19 protein-coding genes are annotated in these 17,203 nt (G+C 72.1%); 8 read left to right on the top strand and 11 right to left on the bottom strand.

Going from position 1 to position 17,203, the window contains the following annotated elements; translation table 11 throughout:
* Positions 1–6 precede the first annotated feature (6 nt).
* From NOCJ54_RS0116655 to NOCJ54_RS26410, 7 genes are read right to left on the bottom strand one after another with little or no spacing between them, the layout of a single operon-like run.
* Positions 7–912, bottom strand: coding sequence for a Fe-S cluster biogenesis protein NfuA (locus tag NOCJ54_RS0116655; RefSeq protein ID WP_028656397.1), 906 nt, complete (start codon positions 910–912; stop codon positions 7–9).
* The gene (locus NOCJ54_RS26420) at positions 909–2,213 is read right to left on the bottom strand and encodes a hypothetical protein (RefSeq protein WP_198020249.1); all 1,305 of its coding nucleotides are present in this window, start codon (positions 2,211–2,213) and stop codon (positions 909–911) included. Before NOCJ54_RS26420 ends, NOCJ54_RS0116655 begins: the two co-directional genes overlap by 4 nt.
* Before the next feature lie 41 nt (positions 2,214–2,254).
* Positions 2,255–2,551: a hypothetical protein gene (locus NOCJ54_RS26415; RefSeq protein WP_198020248.1), complete on the bottom strand. Its 297-nt coding sequence runs from the start codon at positions 2,549–2,551 to the stop codon at positions 2,255–2,257.
* 34 nt (positions 2,552–2,585) lie between these two features.
* Positions 2,586–3,389, bottom strand: a complete 804-nt coding sequence (locus NOCJ54_RS0116640) for a hydrogenase maturation protease (RefSeq protein ID WP_028656396.1) — start codon at positions 3,387–3,389, stop codon at positions 2,586–2,588.
* A 17-nt stretch (positions 3,390–3,406) separates the two neighbouring features.
* Positions 3,407–5,014, bottom strand: coding sequence for a nickel-dependent hydrogenase large subunit (locus NOCJ54_RS0116635; RefSeq protein WP_028656395.1), 1,608 nt, complete (start codon positions 5,012–5,014; stop codon positions 3,407–3,409).
* Between the two features lie 34 nt (positions 5,015–5,048).
* Entirely contained in the window at positions 5,049–6,008 is a 960-nt protein-coding gene (locus NOCJ54_RS0116630; protein WP_028656394.1) for a hydrogenase, read from the bottom strand.
* A 25-nt stretch (positions 6,009–6,033) separates the two neighbouring features.
* Positions 6,034–6,573 (bottom strand): DUF1641 domain-containing protein, encoded by a 540-nt coding sequence (locus NOCJ54_RS26410; protein WP_051485967.1) that lies wholly within the window; start codon positions 6,571–6,573, stop codon positions 6,034–6,036.
* Between the two features lie 262 nt (positions 6,574–6,835).
* Here NOCJ54_RS26410 and NOCJ54_RS0116620 point away from each other — a divergent pair, with 262 nt between their 5' ends.
* From NOCJ54_RS0116620 to NOCJ54_RS0116595, 6 genes are all read left to right on the top strand, one after another.
* Positions 6,836–7,897 carry an AraC family transcriptional regulator gene (locus tag NOCJ54_RS0116620; protein WP_028656393.1) on the top strand — a complete coding sequence of 354 codons (1,062 nt, stop codon included), beginning with the start codon at positions 6,836–6,838 and terminating at the stop codon, positions 7,895–7,897.
* A gap of 18 nt (positions 7,898–7,915) precedes the next feature.
* Complete coding sequence (locus tag NOCJ54_RS0116615) at positions 7,916–8,284, top strand: hydrogenase maturation nickel metallochaperone HypA/HybF (RefSeq protein WP_028656392.1); 369 nt, start codon at positions 7,916–7,918, stop codon at positions 8,282–8,284.
* A 12-nt stretch (positions 8,285–8,296) separates the two neighbouring features.
* The gene (gene hypB, locus NOCJ54_RS0116610; protein WP_028656391.1) at positions 8,297–9,097 is read left to right on the top strand and encodes a hydrogenase nickel incorporation protein HypB; all 801 of its coding nucleotides are present in this window, start codon (positions 8,297–8,299) and stop codon (positions 9,095–9,097) included.
* 5 nt (positions 9,098–9,102) lie between these two features.
* The gene (locus NOCJ54_RS0116605) at positions 9,103–9,936 is read left to right on the top strand and encodes a hypothetical protein (RefSeq protein ID WP_028656390.1); all 834 of its coding nucleotides are present in this window, start codon (positions 9,103–9,105) and stop codon (positions 9,934–9,936) included.
* A 98-nt stretch (positions 9,937–10,034) separates the two neighbouring features.
* A complete protein-coding gene (locus tag NOCJ54_RS0116600) occupies positions 10,035–10,964 on the top strand; it encodes a class I fructose-bisphosphate aldolase (RefSeq protein ID WP_028656389.1) in 930 nt (309 codons plus the stop codon).
* Between the two features lie 165 nt (positions 10,965–11,129).
* Complete coding sequence (locus NOCJ54_RS0116595) at positions 11,130–11,723, top strand: hypothetical protein (RefSeq protein WP_028656388.1); 594 nt, start codon at positions 11,130–11,132, stop codon at positions 11,721–11,723.
* Here the strand turns inward: NOCJ54_RS0116595 and NOCJ54_RS26405 are convergent.
* On the bottom strand, positions 11,689–12,738 hold the full coding sequence (locus NOCJ54_RS26405) for an HAD-IIA family hydrolase (RefSeq protein ID WP_036518385.1): 1,050 nt from the start codon (positions 12,736–12,738) through the stop codon (positions 11,689–11,691). The genes NOCJ54_RS0116595 and NOCJ54_RS26405 overlap by 35 nt on opposite strands.
* A 220-nt stretch (positions 12,739–12,958) precedes the next feature.
* Between NOCJ54_RS26405 and NOCJ54_RS0116585 the strand changes: the two genes are divergently transcribed.
* Both NOCJ54_RS0116585 and NOCJ54_RS0116580 read left to right on the top strand, forming a co-directional pair.
* Positions 12,959–14,032 (top strand): class 1 fructose-bisphosphatase, encoded by a 1,074-nt coding sequence (locus NOCJ54_RS0116585; RefSeq protein ID WP_028656387.1) that lies wholly within the window; start codon positions 12,959–12,961, stop codon positions 14,030–14,032.
* Positions 14,033–14,042: 10 nt separating this feature from the next.
* Positions 14,043–14,924, top strand: a complete 882-nt coding sequence (locus NOCJ54_RS0116580; protein ID WP_028656386.1) for a phosphoribulokinase — start codon at positions 14,043–14,045, stop codon at positions 14,922–14,924.
* Here NOCJ54_RS0116580 and NOCJ54_RS0116575 read toward each other — a convergent pair.
* From NOCJ54_RS0116575 to NOCJ54_RS0116565, 3 genes are all read right to left on the bottom strand, one after another.
* Positions 14,890–15,618 (bottom strand): HAD family hydrolase, encoded by a 729-nt coding sequence (locus tag NOCJ54_RS0116575; protein WP_028656385.1) that lies wholly within the window; start codon positions 15,616–15,618, stop codon positions 14,890–14,892. The two genes, NOCJ54_RS0116580 and NOCJ54_RS0116575, sit on opposite strands and share 35 nt — an antisense overlap.
* Positions 15,615–16,307, bottom strand: a complete 693-nt coding sequence (gene rpe / locus NOCJ54_RS0116570) for a ribulose-phosphate 3-epimerase (RefSeq protein ID WP_028656384.1) — start codon at positions 16,305–16,307, stop codon at positions 15,615–15,617. Before rpe ends, NOCJ54_RS0116575 begins: the two co-directional genes overlap by 4 nt.
* 98 nt (positions 16,308–16,405) lie before the next feature.
* A partial coding sequence (locus NOCJ54_RS0116565; RefSeq protein ID WP_028656383.1) for an NADH-quinone oxidoreductase subunit N occupies positions 16,406–17,203 on the bottom strand: 798 nt, incomplete at its 5' end.

Genomic DNA, 17,203 nt, shown 5'->3' with positions numbered 1-17,203 from the left:
ACACCCTCATGCCGACACCCTGATCCAGACCTCGCCGTCCTCGACCCGCAGCGGCAGCTGCTCGAGCTGGGCACCGGGGAAGGTCCGGCACTCGCCGCTCAGCGCGTCGAAGCAGTAGCCGTGGTGGGCGCAGGTGAGCGAGCCGTCGCTGGTGTCCAGCTCGGCGTCGTCGAGGGGCATCGCGAGGTGCGCGCACTCGTTGACGTACGCCGACAGCTGGCCGCCCACGTTGACCACGATGGCGTCGACGGCCGGAGCGCCGTCCGGGACCAGCTCGACGGCCGTGATCGCGTCGAGCGTGAACTCGCCGATCGGCAGGCTGCGCACCCAGCCCCGCTCGGGCGTGGCCGTGCGGATGCCGACCTCCCCGAGCGGGATCAGCGTCGGGCCGGGCTCGTTGGGCAGCACCTCGACTCCCTCGATGCCGGGCACCTGGGCCTTGAGCGCCTCCTCGACCCCGTTGCGCATGGTCACCGCGGACATCGAGCAGCCGTTGCACGCACCCGAGAGGCGCACGAAGGCGGTGCCGCCCTCGATCCGGACCAGCTCCACGTCGCCGCCGTGGGACTGCAGCTGGGGGCGGACCTGCTCAAGGGCCTGCCGGGCGAGCGTCATCGGGTCGGGACGGATGATGCCGTGCATCAGCAGCACCATCCGCACGACCGGCTCGTCGACGATCTCGAACAGCAGCTCCTTGCCGCGTGCGTCGTCCCGCAGGCGTCGTACGACGTGGACGAGGGCGGCCCGGTGCACGTCCTCCAGCGAGGAGCGCAGCGCCTGCGCGACGCGCTGGCCCGAGGGGTCGGTGACCTCGGCGAGCGCGGCGACCGCGTCGTCGAGCGCCTGGGCGAGGACCTCGACGTCGCGGTCCTCGGGCGCCGGTGCGACCGGCCGGTCGGCCAGGCTCGTCATGACTCGACCCCCTGCTCGCGGAGCTCGCGGACCAGCTCCACCTCCTCGCCCTGGGGGACCCCGAACTTCGGTCCCTGGCTGCCGGGCACCACCTGGCGGGCGATCTCGTCGAGCACGCCGCGCACGGCCATCACCGCGTCGACGTCGCCCTGCTCCTCGAAGAGGAAGCGGGCCTCGTGCAGCTTGGACTTCGCGTGGTCGAACACCCCGAGGTGGGCCAGCGCATTGCCCTGGTTGGCCAGGATCCGCGCCCGGCCGAGCGGGTCACCCTGCCGCTGGCGCAGCTCGAGCACCTCCTCGTAGCGCTCGACGGCCTCGACGATGTTGTCGCCCTGGTGGGTCGAGGGCGTGTAGACCAGCGCGTTGGCCAGGTTCATCTGCGCGCTCGCCCACTCCTGCGGGAAGTCCTCCTGGGTGAACACCTCGAGCGAGGCGCGCAGCGCCTGCATCGCGATGCCGGCGCGGAGCTGGTCGCTGGCCTCGACCATCGGCATCGTCAGGTACGCCGTGCCGAGGTTGAGGTTCGCGCTCGCCCACACGTGCGGGGCGCTGGCCTGGCCGACCAGCTGGAGCGCCGAGTAGTACTCGTCGACCGCGTCGGTCAGCGGCCGCCGGCCGGCGGCCGCCAGCTCGTGCAGGCACAGCCCGCGCTGCAGGTGCAGCTCGGCCCGGGCGACCGGGAGGTCGGCGTCCTCCAGCACCTTGAGGACCGCACCGAGCTCGTTGACCGGGTCGGCGTCGGGCAGGCTGTGGTCGTGCGCAATCACCGCGGCGTTGCCGAGCAGGATCGCGGCGAGCGGGACGGAGACCGGCTCGGCCGCCTCCGCCGCGTCGTTCAGCACGCCGACCGCACCGGTCGCGTCGCCCGCCTCGAGGAGGGAGGTCGCCCGCGCGGCCCGCACCAGGGCCAGCACCTCGCCGGTCGCCTCTCCCTCCCCGGGCGGGACGTCGCTGAGGCCGCACGCATAGGCGACCACGTCCACGAGGGGCGCCAGCCCGGCGGGCAGGGACGCGCGCAGGGCGGCGCGGTCGACCCCGGTCGGGTCGATCACGTAGCGGTTGAACGTGCCGGCCCCGTCGTCGCCCACGGCTGCCAGCGCGCCGTCGAGGTCGCCGGCGTGGGCCAGCCGGTGGGCGGCCAGGGCATCGGGCCAGGTCGTGGGGAGGCGGCCCGCCAGCATCGTCGTACGGGCCTCGTCGACGGCGGGATCGTCGCTGGCAGGGATCAGGAGGTAGCCCGCCGGGAGCGGGAACACCCCGAGCGGTTGGGGTCGCGGGAGGTCGCTGAGGCCTTCGCCCATGGAACTCGCCCTTCCATGTCGTGCCCCGGCGTGGTGCCGGGTCATCCGTTGATGGGACCGCCCGGGAGCTCCCGGAGCGCGGTCCGCCTGATCAGGTCGGCACTGATCCGTGCCAGTCGTTCGGTGCGGTAGGTGTCGATGCGGTGGCGGACGACCTCGTCCTCGAAGACGACCACGACGTCGACCGCCCACTGCCCCCTCTCGGGGACGACGACGGTCTCGACCGCGTAGGCCTCGTGCCGACCGCTCGGCGCCTGCGTGCGCCACTCCTTGCGTGCCCTTGCCTTCTCCTCCTCCGTCGGTTCCGTGTCTCGTCGGTGGGCCGGCTCCTCGTCCATCGCGCGCCTCCTCCGCCGCGGGGACGGGACCGGATCAGTCGAACCGCACCGCCAGGGCCCCGCGTTGCACGTCCCAGTCAACGCGCTTCGGGCCCGGAACGGGATCCCTGTCGAAGATCTCGCGCAGCAGCAGCGACCGGTCGCCCCGTGCGTTGCGCTGCTTGAGCAGGTGGCCACCGTTGGCCTGGCTGCGGATCGGCACCAGGTAGATGCCCTCCCCGTCGCGCAGCGCGCCCACCACCCCCGACGGGAAGTAGCGCTCCACCAGCTCCGCGCCCAGGTGCAGGTAGCCGTCGGCCGTCACCTCGACGCTGTCCGCCTCCGGCGCGGGGAAGAACTCCGCGCGCAGCAGCGCGACCACGTCCTCCAGGCCCCGCATCGCCTCCGGCGAGAGGTCCTCGCCGGGTGCGACGTCCTTGACCTCGACCAGCAGCACCGTCACGTCCGTCGGGCACTTCGGCCCGAGCAGCCAGCGCCCGAACGCCAGGGCGTGGTCCCAGCGGAACGAGTGGGTGTGCAGCCCCGATGCCGGCGGCAGCTCGGCCAGCTCCTCCCCGGGCACCCGGTAGAGGGTGCCCGGGGGGTTGCCGGTCATCGCCGCGTCGACGATGACGACGCGTGCTGCTCCCTGCATCTGGAAGGCGACGTCCATCCCCGCCGTGCCCCCGTCGACGAGCCGCACTCCTTGCGGCACGCCCTCGGCGAACAGCCGGCGGATGAGCCGCGGCCCCAGCGCGTCGTCGCCGCGCAGGATGTTGCCACAGCCCATCACCAGCAGCTCGCACGGCGGCGGGGCGAACTCGTCGCTCAGCAGCTCGTGGGGCAGCACGTCGGTCATCGTGTCAGCCGCCCGGCTCAGACCATCCCGTTGACGACGAACTTGTTCAGCTCGCGGCCGGTCTTGCCGTCGTACGCGTGGACGGTGCAGACCAGGCAGGAGTCGAACGAGCGGGCGACGTGGCCGAGCTCGACCGGGTCTTCGATGTCGACGATCGGCGAGCCGATCAGCGCCGACTCGATCGGGCCGTTGGTCGAGTTCGAGTCCCGCGGACCGATGTTCCAGGCCGTCGGCGTGACGACCTGGTAGTTCTCGATCTTGCCGTCCTCGATGACGATCCAGTCCTGGAGCGCACCGCGGGCTGCCTCCGTGGCACCGAAGCCCTTGCCGGACTGCGGCTCCTCGGGCTTGGTGTAGAACGAGCCGTGGAGGTCGATCCGCGACAGCCAGTCCATGACCCACTTGAAGTACTTCGGCCCCTCGTGCATGCGGGCCATCTGGCGCACGAAGACCGACGGGCCGAGCTTGGCCATCATGTCGATGAACAGCGGGTCGTAGTCCTGGTGCTCCGCGCGGTCCGGGTTGCCGGCGGCCATGCGGCGGGCCAGCGGGCCGGCCTCGAGCGGGATCCGGCCGAGGTCCGGCACGTCGTAGCGCGGCGACTTCGCCCAGGAGTACTTGCCGGCCTTGCGCGCCTCCTCGACGTCGAGCGGGATCGTCTCGCCCTCCCACGGGTGCAGCGGCCGGTCCCCCTTGAAGTACGAGTGCGAGACGTCCTCGGAGACCCGCAGGTGGTCGTACTCGAAGTGCTTGCCGCCGACGTAGACGCCCGAACGGCCGATCAGCGCCGCGTTGCGGCCCTCCGACGTCGGGTGGTCGTAGAGCGAGGGCTCGAAGTAGGTGCCGGGGGCGATGTAGTTGCCGACCCCGCCGCCGTACTTGTGCAGGCCCACGTCGAGGCAGTAGCGGATGAAGAAGCCGCAGTCGGAGTTGTACTGCGACTCGTTCTCCTCGACCCACTCGAGCATGTCCTCCCAGGTCTTGATCTCGAGCCACCGGTCGATCGAGCAGCCGAGCCACTCGGCCTCGAGCCAGTTGTCCTTCCAGTGGTTGAGGATCGCGGTGGCCCGGGTGATGTCGGCCAGCGAGGGCGCGCTCATCACGCCGCCGGGGACCATGAACGAGCTGTGCGGCCACTGGCCGCCGAACAGCGCGTAGACCTCGACCGGCTTGTTCGAGAGGACGACGCCCTTCTGGTACGCCGTGCCGACGTACGGCGCGAAGCGGCGCACGCACTCGTCGTACAGCTTGGACTTGGCGTAGTTCTTGTTGACGAGGTCGATCGCGAACAGCGCGTAGAAGTAGCGCGGGATCGACTGGAGGGTCTCGCACGCCTGGGCGATGTTGCGCACCAGGGTGGCGTTCTCCGGGACGTGGGTCTTCCACGCCGTGTCGAGGGCGTAGCAGGCCTTGTAGAGGTGGCTGCCGCCGCAGATGCCGCAGATGCGCGGCGTCACGATGAGGCCCGCCTGCGGATCCTTGCCCTTGAGGATCATCTCGAAGCCGCGGAACATCGCGGCCTCGGTCCAGGCGTCGGTGACGACGCCGTCGGTGATCGTGACGCGGACGTCGAGGTCGCCCTCGACCCGGCCGAGGGGGCTGACGAAAAGGTCGGTGCTGGTCATGTGGAGCGTCTCTTCTCTGTGTCAGATCCGGGCGTCAGACGACGAACATGTCTTCCTTGGACCACTGCGGTGCAGCGATCCGGGCGGCGGAGGCCTGGGCCATGTAGGTGAGGTGGTCGGCGCCCTCCGGCACCTCCTTGGGGATGACTCCCGAGATCTTCTGCGTCTTGAAGACCGTCCCCTTGTTGAGGTCGAAGAACGGGAACTCGGGCTCGGTGCAGCCCAGGCAGGGCATGCCGGCGCGGGTCTTGCTCGACTGCCGGTTCCACAGGATCCGGTTGCACGGGCTGTGGGTCATCGGGCCGCGGCAGCCGAACTCGTAGAAGAGGCAGCCGGTGCGGGTGCCCTCGCCGAAGCTGACCGTCGACTGCTTGTAGTCGAAGAACTGCACGCGGGTGCAGCCGGTCTGGGTGAAGGTCTTGAAGAAGGTCTGCGGCCGGTGCAGGTCGTCGAGCGCGATGTCGGCGGTGCGGCCGGTCGCGAGCGCGACGATGATCTGGGTGATCCAGTCCGGGTGCGACGGGCAGCCGGGGATGTTGATGACCGGCAGGCCGGCCTTCGACTTCCAGTCCGGGCCGAGGAAGCCGCCCTTGTCGCGCTTGTGGAACTGCAGGCCGGTCGACTGCGACGGGTTGGGCTCCATCGCGGGGATGCCGCCCCAGCAGGCGCAGTCGCCGATCGCGACGACGATCGAGGCGGCGTTGGCCAGGTCGGTGACCCAGTCCTTCATCTGCCGCTCGGCGAAGACGTCGTACCCGTCCTTCTCGATGACGGTGCCCTCGAAGACGAAGATGTCGAGCGGCCGGTCACCGCGCGCGCAGTCCCAGAAGATCTTCTGGGCGTTGGCGCCGAGCTCGAGGCCGAGGGAGGGGTGCCAGAGGAGCTCGAGACCGAAGTCGACGATGAGGTCGACGACGTTCGGCTCCTCCGCGTTGAGGAAGGACATGGTGTTGCCGGAGCAAGCACCGCCCTGGAGCCACAGGACTGAGGACATCGGTGTGTTCTGCCTTTCTCTGGGGTCAGCTCTTGCCGAGTTCGACGCCGATGGACTTGGCGACGGCAGCGAAGTAGCTGACCGCCCGCTGGATGTCGGGGTCCTTGAGCAGCTTCATGGCGGAGAAGATGCCGTTGACCTCGATCGGCTGGTCCTTGGCGGCCGCAGCTCCGGCGGTCAGGCCCCGGCCGATCCGCGACACCTCGGTGATCATCGCGGGGTCGGTGATCCCCGAATCGATGACGGTGTCGACCAGGCCGGACTCGATCACCTCGGTGATCACCGGGACCAGCTTCGGCAGCGCCGCGGACAGCGTCGTGAGGCTGGCGACCACGTCGCCGTCACCGTTGCCCGCGATGCCGCGCAGGTCGCTCAGGCCCTCGGCGAGGGCGGCGCCGATCGTCTCGCTGCGCCCGACCAGGCCGTCGAGGCCCACGATCAGGATGGCGAGCAGGTCGGCGTGGTCGAGCAGGTTCGTCAGCGCCGCCGCCACCTGCGGGTCGTCGAGGCGCTCCATCAGGGAGTCGAGCGAGGCCTGCTGATGGACCGTCGGTACTGCGGTCATGCGCGCTCCTCGGAGGGATGTCGTCCCGCCGGTGAACCCGGCCGGATGTGATGAACGTCCCATCACCATAGGAACGGCCGCGGCCGCCTGCTATCGAAACAGCGCAGGCGAAATCCAAAACGCGCAGACCTGTGATGCATGAACGCAACTCTCCTCCGCGCGGAGCCCGAGATGTCAGGGATGCGCACTGACTATCCAATTCGCGCAGAATTGTGGTCGCCAGAGCGCACAAAGGCCGCTCGGTTCGGCCACACTCGGGCTTATGACCCGATTGGCGAAGCTCGGCTTCATCAACACCTCCCGGACGACGATGCCCGTGCGTCGCCGCATCCGGTCACGAGGTGTGCCGACCGCGCTGGCCGGGGCCGAGATCTTCTGCACCGGCGATCGAGAGGAGGCCGAGACGCTCGCGGGCTACCTGCTGGGTCAGCACCGCCTCGCCGTCCTCGACGGCACGACCACCGAGCCCTTCCAGGCCTCGATGCACGCGGTCCGCCTGCGCGACGTGACCCTGGCCCACCTCGACTACCACCACGCCGCACGCCTCGACTTCGCCGCGACCGGCGACCACTACACGGTGCTGATGCCCACCACCGGCCTCATGGAGTGCAAGTACGACGGCACGCCGGTCACCGGCCTGACCTACCAGGCGATCGTGGTGAACCCGCGCACCAACCTCAGGCTCGAGCTGTCCTTCGACACGCCGCTGCTGATCGTGCGGATCGAGGTGCCGGCCCTGCTGCGCCAGCTGGCCCGGATGCTGGGCCGCAGCGTCGACCGGCCGGTCCGTTTCGCGCCCGAGATGCTGCTGACCACCGACCCCGCGGTGCGCTGGCACGGCGCGATCCAGCTGCTCTCCAGCGAGGTGATGACCCCCGATTCGCTGATCCAGCAGGGCATCGGCGCCGGGCCGCTCGAGGAGCTGGTCATCTCCTCGCTGCTGTGGGTGCAGGACTCGAACATGCACCACGACCTCACCGACGTCTCGCACACGGGTGGCCGGGCCGCCGTACGCGCGGCGGTGAACTACATCGAGGAGCACCTCGCCGACCCGATCACGCTGCGCGACATCGCTTTCCACACCGGCCGCAGCGTGCGCTCGATCCAGCAGGCGTTTCACGACGACCTGCGCACCACCCCCATGAACTACGTGCGCGACCGCCGGCTGGAGCGCGCCCGCAACCAGCTCGCCGACGCCCTGCCCAGGGACGGCGTGACTGTCACCGAGGTCGCCGAGAGGTGGGGCTTCAACCACCTCGGCAACTTCTCGGCCGCCTACCGCAAACGGTTCGGCGAGTCGCCGTCCCAGACGTTGCGGCGCTGACCAGCCCGAAGGAGAAACATGCACGAACTGTCCCTGTGCCGCACCATCCACCAGGTCGTCGAGAAGGCCGCGGGCGACCGCAAGGTGGCCGCCGTCCACCTCAAGGTGGGCAAGCTGCGGCAGGTCATCCCCGGCACGCTCACTTACTGCTGGGGGCTGGTCAGCGCCGACGGCCCGCTGGCCGGCTCGCAGCTGGTGGTCGAGTCGGTGTCCGTCGTCGGCAGCTGCCGCTCCTGCGGGCGCGACACCGAGGTGGAGCAGGTGCTCGTGCTGGTGTGCGCGCACTGCGGCGCCGCCGCGCTCGACATCGTCAGCGGCGAGGAGTTCCTGATCACCACCATCGACCTCGACGACCGGACGCCGGCGGCCCGCCGGCCGGTCTCCTAGGAGGGCACCACCATGGGACGCTTCCACCGCCACGACGACGAGACCGGGCACGGTCACGGACATGGTCACGGGCACGACCACGACCACCCGCACGACGAGCACCTCGGCGACCACTCCGGCTACGAGACCGGGGCCGACCGGATCGTGGTGCTCGAGCGGATCTTCGACGAGAACGACCGCCGGGCCGCCGAGAACCGCAGGGTGCTCGACGACGCCGGGGTCCTCACCATCAACCTGATGTCCTCGCCGGGCGCCGGGAAGACCACGCTGCTCGAGCGCACCCTGCGCACGCTGCCCGCGCCCGAGCGGGTGGGCGTCATCGAGGGCGACATCGAGACCAGCATCGACGCCGACCGCCTGGCCGCCGCCGGGGCGCGGGTCTCGCTGCTCAACACCGCCGACGGGTTCGGGGGCGAGTGCCACCTGGACGCGCCGATGGTCGCCGACGCGCTCGGCCGGCTCGACCTCGACGGCCTCGACGTGCTGTTCGTCGAGAACGTCGGCAACCTGGTCTGCCCGGCCGAGTTCGACGTGGGCGCGCACCGCTCGGTGATGATCTACGCGATCACCGAGGGCGAGGAGAAGCCGCTCAAGTACCCCGTCATGTTCCGCGCGGTCGACGTGGTGCTGGTCAACAAGCTGGACCTGCTCCCCCACCTCGACTTCGACCTCGACCTGTTCCGTGCCAACCTGGCCACGGTCAACCCCGGCGCCGAGGTGATCGAGCTGAGCGCCCGCTCAGGCGAGGGCCTCGAGCAGTGGACCCGCTGGATCGACGCCGCCCGGAGCCAGCCGGCGACGAGCGGGGCCTGACGCCCGTGGCACGCCCGCGCATCGTCCAGGACGAGGGACAGGCCGGCTTCTACTGGGCCACCAGTGCCGGTGCCCCGATCTCGCTGCCCGACCTGGTCGCGGTCGACGACGAGCCCGACCGCCTTCTGCCCACCCACCTCGAGGCCCTCGACGACGCGCTGATCATCGCGACCGGCCGGCTCGGCGAGGTGCTCGGGGGCGGCCGACGCCCGGACCCCGGCGAGCAGCGGGCGCTGCGCGAGCTGCACCGGTCCCTGGACCGGCTGTGCCACGAGTACGCTGCCGCGGTGGCCGTCAGCGCCGGCCGGATCGACGTCCGGGCGGGCCAGATCGTAGGCACCGCGACCCTGGTCAGCGTGCTGGCCCGCCAGCCGATCGGGCTGCTCGGCCCGGCCCCGCTCGAGGGCACCCTCGACGACCCGACCCTCGGCGTCGTCGGCGGGTACGGCGACCTGGTGGTCGCCGACCCGGAGCGGCCCTGGACCGGCGCCCGCTGGGTGGTGCGGACGACCGACGGGCGCCGCCTCCCGGCGACCCTCGGCATGCTCCTGCACGACAGCTCCGGGGTGAACAAGGAGGCGGCGGTGGAGGAGCACCGGGCGGCACTGCGGGCGACGATCGCGGCCGCCGACCTGCCGGAGGCCGACCGCCTTGCGGCCGCGTGTGCGCTGGACTGGATGCTCTACGACTTCCTCAACGCCCACCGCGACGGTCCGGACAGCGGGGCGATCGACCTCCACAACCGGACCGAGGACGCGGCGCTGGTGGTCGCGGCGAGCGACGCCTCGGTGCGCTGCCGCGCGGCCTTCGACCCGCTGCTGACCGCACTGCCCGCCTGATCCCACGCGCTGCCGGGGAGGCGGGGGCGAGGCGATCCACCCCTCTTCCCCCCTCGCCGGGCGAGGATACCGGGCGGGCGCGCTCGTAGGTTCCCGGCATGGCCCGCCTCGACCTCACCCTCGGAGCGTTGGCCCGGCCGGGCTTCGGCGTCCTCGTCCTCGATGACTACGCCGACATGGCACTGCGCGATCGCGGGCTGTGCGGGGAGGCGGCCCTCGATCTCGTGGAGTTCGCTGTGCACCCGCCGGGGCCGAGCGCGTCGCTCGGCGGCGTGCTGCTCTCCGCCGGCTACACCGAGCAGCTCCGCCCGCCGGTGGCCCCACCGGCGGGCGACGGCACCGCGCTCGGCGTACACCTCGCCCTCGGGCGCGGCACCGGGGACATCGGGCGCTCGCTCGACGCCGCCCGGGCGGTCGGGGCGAGCTTCGTCGAGGTCCGCGCGAACCGCCGTCCGGGCGAGTTCCCCCGCGGCGAGGCCCATGTCGACGCTCCGGCGGTGGCCGCCGCGGCGGCACTGGCCCAGCAGGCCGGGCTGGTCCCGGTGGTCACCGTCGCCCTGCCGGCGATGCCGGGCAGCGCGGTCGGCGTCACCCGGGCCGTCACCGTCAACGCGGTCCAGGCGGTCTTCCGTGCGGCGGCCGAGGTGCGCTGCGACCCGGCCCGGCTGATCCTGCGGCTGCCGCTCTCGGCGCCGGGCCCGCGGGCGGGCCACACGATCGCGGCCACCGCGGTGGCCCAACACACCCTCGAGGTGCTCGACGAGGCGGTGCCCGCGGAGGTGCCGGCGGTGTGGTTCCTCTCCGCCGGCCACAGGGTGTCCGCGGTCAGCGACCAGCTGGCCGCCCTCGCCGCCCTGGCGCAGGCCCACGGCGAGCAGCGGGCGCTGGGCTTCGCGCTCGGCCGCGCCCTGCTCGAGCCCGCGCTCGACGGGTGGACCACCGGCGGCGCGGCCCGCGCCCACCAGCGGCTGGCGGCCGCGTGCGACGCGGTCCACCGCGCCCTGGTGCCGGCGCTCGCGCGTCCCTGAGCCCGTCGTACCCGGGTGCCGGGCGGCGTGCGCCCGCGCCCGGGGGATGCCCCTCACCCCCGCGGGTGAGGGCGACGGGGGAGCCGATTCCCATCCTTGTGCCTTTGTGAATCGGCGGCGCAGGCTTCAGGCAGACCCGATCGTCTCTCTCGCCGAGGAGCACCGATGACGACACTGCGCACCACCATCGAAGACCACCTGAGCACCCTGCAGGACCGGCTCGGCCAGGCCGTGTCGCGGCTGCCGGGCCAGCGCCCGGGCGACCGGAGGGCCTGCACCGACGACTTCCTCGTCGCGACCACGCAGCACCTCGCCGCCGTGGCCGACATCGTGCTCCCCGCCGCCCGCAAACACGACCCGGAGGCCCGCTCGCTGGCCCGGGAGTACCTCCGCTCCGCGAAGCGCCTGGAGCGGGCGCTGGTGATCGCGAAGGCCAAGCAGTACGGCCAGGCCCAGAACGTCGGCCGCGCCTGGGAGCAGGTGTGGACGATGGTGCGCACCGACCTCGAGTCCGTCGCCGAGCTCGAGCGCGACCTGGTCGCGCGGGTCTCGGAGCGACTCTCCGAGGTCGAGTCGCACCGGCTCGGCGACCGACTGGCGCTCGCCGCGCGCCGCTCCCCCACCCGGCCGCACCCGCACCTGCCGCACAGCGGCGTCGCCGGCAAGGTCGTGCGCACGGTCGCCAGCCGCGCCGACCGCGTGTGGGACGAGTTCGAGGGCCGGGTCATCCAGCCGCTGACGCCGCGCGAGGCGGGCTGACCCGGCGCTCAAGCTCCTCCCACGCGTCCGGGTCGCGGCACAGCTCGCCACCGGCGTCCAGCACCCACCAGGCGAGGGCGACGACCGAGGCAAGCCGGCGCTGGGGATCCGCCGACGGCACCGGCTCGGGCAGCCCGCCTCGGGAGACCACGGCGAGGCCGGAGCGGCCCGGGAGCAGCGGGTGCGGCACCGCCAGCAGACCGCCGAGGTCAGGGGCGGCGAAGCGCGGCCGCTGGGCCGGAGCGGCCAGGGCCAGGTCGCGCAGCGAGGAGACGCCGGACAGGACGAGGACCGAGTCGAGGCCGGCGGCCACCGCGCCGGCGATGTCGGTGTCGAGCCGGTCCCCGCACACGAGGGTACGACGCCGCGAGGTCCCCATCGCGCCACGGGCGAGCTCGAACATGACCCGTCCGGGCTTGCCCATCGCCGACGGCTCGACCCCGCTCGCGGTCCTGACCACCTCGACCAGGGTCCCGTTGCCGGGCAGCGGGCCGCGGGCTCCCGGCAGTAGCAGGTCGGTGTTGGTCACCACCCAGGGCATCCCCTCGCGGACCAGCACGGACGCCGCGGCCAGCTCGGTCCACGACACGTCCGGCCCCAGGCCCTGGACCAGGGCGCCGGCGGCGGAGGCACCGGCGGCGTCCACGCGGACCGGAACCAGGCCGGCGGCGGTCAGCGCCGCGGTGACCCCCGGACCGCCCACCGCCACGACCCGGGCACCGGTGCCGAGCGCGTCGCGCAGGTGGTGCGCCGCGGCCTGCGCGCTGGTCACCACCGACCAGCCCGACCGCTCGAGCCCGAGGGAGCGCAGGTGGTCGGCCACCGCCTCGGGCGGGTGGGACGCGTTGTTGGTCGCGAAGGTCAGCCGCCGGCGGGCACGCAGCGCGCTGTTGAGGGTGCCGACCGCCGCCGGCACGGCGACCCCGCCGCGGTGGACCACCCCGTCGAGGTCGCAGATGAGCCCGTCGTAGCCGGCCAGCAGGGCCGCCTTGGGCAGGGAGCGTCGAAGCCTCACGAGGAGCCGATGCTAGGCCCGCTCGGGCCGGCCGGGGCTCACCCCGGCGGGTGGACCGCACGGGTGACCTCGCCCGCGCACCGCCCCAGGCCCGTCGTACCGTCGCCCGGATCGCGCCGGAACCGTCACCCACCTGCTCACCCCTGCGCTGGATGTGGCCGCCCCGCTCCCGCTGGTTCGCTCGTCCTCCACAGCAACCACCACAGGAGGGGCGACGCGGATGATCACCGACCGTTCGACCTTGGCCAGGTTCCTCATCGAGGAACGGCGCCGCCACCCCGGATCCAGCGGCGAGCTCAACGCACTGATCCTCGACGTCGCGCTGGCGTGCAAGGCGATCTCCCGCCGCATCGCCTCGGGCGCGCTCACCGGGGTGCTCGGGAAGGCCGACGCCGTGAACGTGCAGGGCGAGCAGCAGCAGAAGCTGGACGTCGTCGCGAACGGGATCTTCCTCCGGACCACCGAGTGGGGCGGCCAGGTCGCCGGGATGGCGTCGGAGGAGCTCGAGGAGCCGTACCCGATCCCCTCGGCGTACCCACGGGGCAAGTACCTGCTCGCCTTCGACCCGCTCGACGGCTCGTCGAACATCGACGTCAACGTCTCCGTCGGCAGCATCTTCTCGATCCTCCGCGCCCCGACCCCCGGGGTCGACGCGGCCACCGCCGACTTCCTCCAGCCCGGCTCCCGGCAGGTCGCCGCCGGCTACGCCATCTACGGTCCCTCGACGCTGCTGGTCCTGTCGGTCGGCCGCGGCGTGCACGGCTTCACCCTCGACCCGGACCTGGGCGAGTTCATCCTGACCCACCCCGACATCACGCTGCCGGCCACCACCTCGGAGTTCGCGGTCAACAGCTCCAACCGGCGGTTCTGGGAGCGGCCCGTCGGCCGCTACATTGACGAGTGCCTCGCCGGCGTCGCCGGACCGCGGCGCAAGGACTTCAACATGCGCTGGGTCGCGTCGCTGGTCGCCGAGACGCACCGCATCCTGACCCGCGGCGGGGTGTTCCTCTACCCGCGCGACACCCGCAACCCCGACGTCCAAGGGCGGCTGCGGCTGCTCTACGAGGCCAACCCGATCGCCTTCCTGATCGAGCACGCGGGCGGGCTCGCCTCGACCGGGCGCACCCGGATCCTCGACATCGAGCCCACCGACCTGCACCAGCGGGTGGGGTTCATCTTCGGCTGTCGCGAGGAGGTCGAGCGGATCGTGCGCTACCACGAGGAGCCGAACGACGCCGACGACATCAGCTACCCGCTCTACGGCCTGCGCGGCCTCTACCGCGCGGCGACCTGAGGAGGCCGCCATGTCGACACGTCACCCGATCGTCGCGATCACCGGCTCCTCCGGCGCCGGCACCACCTCCGTGATGCGGACCTTCGAGCAGATCTTCCGGCGCGAGCAGGTCTCGGCCGCGTTCGTCGAGGGCGACAGCTTCCACCGCTTCGACCGGATGGGGATGAAGGAGGAGATGGAGCAGGCCATCGCCGACCAGAATCACACCTTCAGCCACTTCGGCCCGGAGGCCAACCTCTTCGGCGAGCTCGAGGAGCTCTTCCGCGAGTACGGCGATGGGGGCACCGGCAAGGTCCGCAAGTACCTCCACGACGAGGGCGAGGCCGAGCCCTACGGCCAGGAGCCCGGCACCTTCACCGCGTGGGAGGCGCTGCCGGACGACACCGACCTGCTGTTCTACGAGGGCCTGCACGGCGGCGTCGCCACCGACGACGTGGACGTCGCCCGGCACGTCGACCTGCTGATCGGCGTGGTGCCGGTGATCAACCTGGAGTGGATCCAGAAGATCCAGCGGGACAAGGCGAGGCGGGGCTACTCCACCGAGGCGGTCACCGAGACCATCCTGCGCCGGATGCACGACTACGTGACCTACATCTGCCCGCAGTTCTCGCGCACCGACGTGAACTTCCAGCGGGTGCCCGTCGTGGACACGTCGAACCCGTTCATCGCGCGCACCATCCCGACGCCCGACGAGTCGATGCTGGTGATCCGGTTCAAGGACCCTCGCGGCATCGACTTCCCCTATCTGCTCTCGATGCTCCACGACTCCTTCATGTCCCGCCCGAACACGATCGTGTGCCCCGGCGGAAAGATGGACCTGGCGATGCAGCTCATCTTCACCCCGATGCTGTGGCGCCTCATGGAGCGACGGGACCGGGTCCGCGCCGGCTGAGACCCAGCCGCGCCCGGAACCAGTCCACGAGTGCGGGGGCGTCCAGCGCGTCGACGACGAGCGACGCCCCCGCGGTGTCGTGGTCGCGGGTGTAGTCGTTGCGGACCACCACGCAGCGCATGCCCGCGGCCAGCGCCGCCCGCAGCCCGTTCTCCGAGTCCTCGACGGCCACCGCCCGCGCCGGGTCGCAGCCGAGCCGCGCCAGCGCCTCGACGTACGCCGCCGGGCTGGGCTTGAGCTCCGGCACCTCGGTCCCGGTGACGACCACCTCGAAGCGCGGCCCGAAGGCGAGGTCCAGCAGCGGCTCCACCCAGGCCCGGGTGCCGGTCGTGGCGACCGCGATCGTCGTGCCGTGCTCGCGGAGGAGGTCGGTCAGCGCGACCGCGCCCGGCCGGGCCCGGACCTCCCCCGCGGCGACCATGCCGGCCATCAGCGCGGTCTTGCGGGCGTGCACGCGGCCGGCCAGCTCCTGCGCCTCCCCGGCGCTCCTCCCCCGGCTCTCGAACCAGTGGGCCAGGCGCCGCGCGCCGCCGGCGATCGCGAGCAGCTCGCCGTAGGTCCCGACGTCCCAGTGGTCCGGGAGGCCGAGCTCGGCGAGGGCGCGGTTGAACGCCACCCGGTGGCCGTCGCGCTCGCTGTCGACCAGGGTGCCGTCGACGTCGAAGACGACGGTCTCGACCGGGGCGTCCGTCATCGCGCCGGAGCGGCCTCGTCGGCGAGGCGGCGCAGCAGCTCGACGCCCGCGGCCTTCCCAGCGGCGTGGTTGAACAGCCAGGACCCGGAGATGAACACGTCCGCGCCAGCAGCCGCCGCCCCGGCGATCGTGGTGTCGGTAATGCCGCCGTCGACCTCGAGCTCAATCTCGTACCCCGACTCGTCGATCATCCGGCGCAGCTGGGCCACCTTGTGCTCTACGGACGGGATGTAGGCCTGGCCGCCGAAGCCCGGGTTCACGGTCATCGCCAGCACCAGGTCGGTCTCGCTGAGCACGTGGGCGACCGTGTCGGCCGGCGAGTGCGGGTTCAGCGCGACACCGCTGCGAGCGCCGAGGTCGCGGATCGTGGTCAGCGTGCGGTGTAGGTGGGTGCACGCCTCGGCGTGGACGATCACCAGGTCGCAGCCCGCCTCGACGTACCGGTGGAGCAGGCGGTCCGGCTCGACGACCATGAGGTGCGCCTCGAAGGGCACCCGGGACGCGGACACAGCCGCGGCGATCAGGTCAGGGCCGAAGGTCAGGTTTGGCACGAAGACGCCGTCCATCACGTCCCACTGGATCCGGTCGACGCTGGCGTCACAGAGGGCGGACACCTCCTCGCCCACCCGGGCGAGGTCGGCGGGCAGGACGGACGGCACGATCAGGGCACGCCCCGAGGCTTCGGACATCGGAGAGCCTTTCGGTCGGAGAGTCCCATCCCAGCGCTCACCGGCCCGGGCGGCACGCTCCCTGCGGGTGGACTCGAGGGTGAGGTCCGGTCCGGCGGTCACCTGATGAAGTCACCCGCCGCCGTGATCAGGTCGAGCACCGGTCCCGGCACGACGCCCAGCACGAGCGTCGCAGCGAGGCACACCACGATCGTGCCGCTCGTCAGCAGGGACGGCCGGATCACCGCCGCTGCGCCATGATCGTCCTCGGGCGTGAAGAACATCAGCCGGATGTGGCGGGTGTAGACCCATGCCGCCACGATGCTGCTGGCCAGCGCGATCAGCACGATCGGCCAGGCGCCGGCCGACATGGCCGAGGTGAAGACGGCCCACTTGCCGATGAACCCGGCGGTCAGCGGGATGCCGGCCATCGAGAGCAGGAAGAAGGCGAAGGTCCCGGCCACCAGCGGCGAGCGCCGGCCCAGGCCGGCCCAGCGGTCGTAGTGGGTGGCCTCGCCGCCGGCGTCGCGGACCAGGGTCAGCATCGCGAAGGCCGCGACGGTCGCGAAGCCGTAGGTGGTGAGGTAGAAGAGCACGCCTTCGAGCGAGGTGTACTGGCCCTCGGCGAGCTCGCTGGCGCCCTGGGCTCCGAGCACGCCGACGAGCAGGAAGCCGGTGTGGGCGACGGAGGAGTAGGCGAGCATCCGCTTGACGTCGTTCTGTACGACGGCCAGGGCGGCGCCGAGCACCATCGAGGCGATCGCGATGACCCAGAGCATCGGCTGCCAGCTCCAGCGCTCGCCGCCGAAGGCGACGTGGAGGAGCCGCAGGAGGGCGCCGAAGGCGGCGACCTTGGTGCCGGCGGCCATGAAGGCGGTGACCGCGGTCGGGGCGCCCTGGTAGACGTCGGGGGTCCA

This window comes from Nocardioides sp. J54, from assembly GCF_000519005.1.
Taxonomy (GTDB): domain Bacteria; phylum Actinomycetota; class Actinomycetes; order Propionibacteriales; family Nocardioidaceae; genus Nocardioides.
Note: the sequence above shows the minus strand (reverse complement) of the source record. Positions and strands in the feature narration are given on the sequence as shown.